The organism is Sphingomonas pseudosanguinis, from assembly GCF_014196255.1.
Taxonomy (GTDB): domain Bacteria; phylum Pseudomonadota; class Alphaproteobacteria; order Sphingomonadales; family Sphingomonadaceae; genus Sphingomonas; species Sphingomonas pseudosanguinis.
The window spans coordinates 1-2,629 of record NZ_JACIDH010000042.1 but is presented as its reverse complement, the minus strand read 5'-3'; the positions used below and the strand labels follow the sequence as shown (position 1 = coordinate 2,629).

Genomic DNA, 2,629 nt, shown 5'->3' with positions numbered 1-2,629 from the left:
GAAGCCTGCGGCCGCTTCGCGGCCTTGTCTTCATCAGGGCCACAGTGGCTCCCATTCCAGCGCTTCCCGATGTGCTACGGCAGCGAGTTCATCGCTACCGCGGTTCAGAAATGGCTCGGGCAGGTTGGCGTGAAGACGCTGTACATCGTGCCGGGTTCGCCGTGGGAGAATGGCTACAACGAGAGCTTCAACGGCTCGCTGCGCGATGAGCTGCTCAACGGCGAGATCTTCTACAGCCTCGCTGAAGCAAGGGTACTGATCGAGGCGTGGCGCCGTCACTACAACACCGTCCGGCCGCACAGCAGCCTGGGCTATCGGCCGCCCGCACCACAAGCGGCGACACCGCCATTGCCGGCCTCCGGTTCCGCTTCGCTCCACCTACGACCGGCAATGGCGGCGGAGACGACAATGCACTAACTAATAACCCGGACCACCCGATGGGGGCTGCTCACTCATATCGCGCACGATCAAGACACCGATGCCCACTGGCACGCACGATACATGCAGTCAGCAGAAAAAGCGCTCCTGACCGATGCCGAACGCGCCGCAGGGCTTCGCGTCACGATAGATAACCGCGACTTTTTACGCGGTACCGCCAAAGAGCGGATGGAGTATTATAAAAACGGGATCGCGAGCGGCATCTTCACCCGCAATGAGGCTCACGAAATGGAAGGTTTCGATCGATCCGATGATCCCACGGCCGACCTCCTGACACCTGCCGTCAATCTCTTCGGTCCCGACAAACAGCCGCAAGCCCCCGCCGAATAAATACCAACATGGAAAAGAAGGCATTCGCGGGAAAGATAGAGGTCAAATTTGCCGAAACGGAAGGTGCAACGGCGCGCACCTTTGAGGGTTATGGCGCAGTTTTCAGCAATGTGGATCAGGCGCGCGACATCATCGCGCCCGGAGCATTCAGCGTCACGCTCGAAGAACACAAATCGGCGGGAACGATGCCCGCCATGTTCTTCAATCACGACGCTTTTGCGCTACCGATTGGCGTATGGACCGACCTCATAGAAGAATCGACGGGCCTCAAAGCAAGCGGCCAGTTCCTCGACACCACAGCGGGACGCGATGCCTATGCAGCGGTGAAGGCAGGAGCCGTAACAGGGCTGTCTATCGGATATATCGCAACCGGATATGAAATTGATAGGAAAACCCGGACCATCACCGAAGCGAAGTTGATAGAAATCTCAGTCGTCACCTTCCCGTGCAACGAATTGGCGCGTGTCGCGAGCGCCAAGAATCAGGATAATGATATGGATGAATATTTGAAGAAGAAACTTACGGATGCGGGTTTTGGCGAAGACGCGATCACGAAGCTTTTTGATAGCCGTGATGATGACACCACCGATGATGAGGTGATGGATGACGACGACGAAAAGTCGGGTGATGTCGAGGAAGACGCCAACGACGAACAGGAAGCTAAATACCACGAGGCTGCGTTAGCGGCCATCCGATCGAGTGTTGCAACAATCAAGGAGATGTATGTCCGCTAATCTGAATACCGAACTCAAGAATCTCGAAACCGAGTTCAAGTCTGCCGTAGACCGTGCAGAAACCAAGCAGGCTGACGCGCTGAACACGGCGCTGACCGAGCTTCGCGCCGAAATTAAGGCGCTCGAAACCGCCGCAAATCGCCCCGCTATCGTGTCGAACATTACGACTGACAATGAGACGAAGGCGTTCAACATGTACTTCCGTGGCGGCGACTCCATGGAAATCAAGGCGATGTCGGCGCTGGTCCCGGCTGAGGGCGGCTACACCGTGCCGAAGCTGATCGACAGCCAGATTCAGAAGGCCGTGATCGACATCTCGCCGATGCGCTCGGTCGCGCGGGTCATCTCCGTCACAACGCCCGACTTCCACATTCCGTTCTCCGTGGGCGGGACCGCGTCGGCATGGGTCGGCGAGAAGGATGCTCGCCCCGAAACCGCCGCGTCGTCGCTGGTCGAAATCGTGCCGTCCTTTGGCGAGCTATATGCCAGCCCGTTCGTCACTCAGACGATCCTTGAGGATTCCGCATTCGACATCGCGAGCTTCGTAACCAGTGAGGTCGCGACCGAGTTTGCTCGTGCGGAAGGTGCGGCATTCCTCCTCGGCGATGGCGTGAAGAAGCCCAAAGGCCTCCTAAATGTCACCACGGCGTTCACCGCCGACTCCACTCGCGCCTTCGGCACCGTGCAGGCCGTGAAGACTGGCGACGCCGCGAAGATCACCGCTGATTCCATCATCGCGTTGGTCCACTCACTCAAGGCCGCGTACCGCCCGAACGCCCGCTTCATCATGAACAAGGACACGCTTGGTCAGGTTCGGATGTTGAAGGACACTACAGGTCGCTACCTATGGCAGGACAGTCTCCAGTCGGGCGTGCCCGGCTTGCTGGCAGGTTATGAAGTTGTGGAAGCCGAAGACATGCCGAATATCGCAGCGAACTCGACGCCTATCGTATTCGGTGACTTCCAGCGAGCTTGCACCATCGCCGACCGTGTCGGGATGTCCATGCTCTACAACCCGTATATCGCCCAGCCCTATGGTCGAGACTCAATCAGAGCCAGAATGCGAGCGCGGTTGCGATGGCGACGCCTGAGAGGAAGTTGACGGCGAGTTTGTCGTAGCGGGTTGC

4 protein-coding genes are annotated in these 2,629 nt (G+C 58.2%); all 4 read left to right on the top strand.

Translation table 11 applies throughout. The features are described from left to right. Positions 1–417: integrase core domain-containing protein (locus GGR48_RS17830; RefSeq protein ID WP_244954875.1), on the top strand; the 417-nt coding region annotated here is incomplete at its 5' end. A gap of 84 nt (positions 418–501) precedes the next feature. Beyond that, complete coding sequence (locus GGR48_RS17825) at positions 502–768, top strand: hypothetical protein (protein WP_240455958.1); 267 nt, start codon at positions 502–504, stop codon at positions 766–768. A gap of 8 nt (positions 769–776) precedes the next feature. Next, positions 777–1,502 carry an HK97 family phage prohead protease gene (locus tag GGR48_RS17820; RefSeq protein WP_183953183.1) on the top strand — a complete coding sequence of 242 codons (726 nt, stop codon included), beginning with the start codon at positions 777–779 and terminating at the stop codon, positions 1,500–1,502. Continuing rightward, positions 1,492–2,604 carry a phage major capsid protein gene (locus tag GGR48_RS17815; RefSeq protein WP_183953182.1) on the top strand — a complete coding sequence of 371 codons (1,113 nt, stop codon included), beginning with the start codon at positions 1,492–1,494 and terminating at the stop codon, positions 2,602–2,604. Before GGR48_RS17820 ends, GGR48_RS17815 begins: the two co-directional genes overlap by 11 nt. Positions 2,605–2,629: the final 25 nt, after the last annotated feature.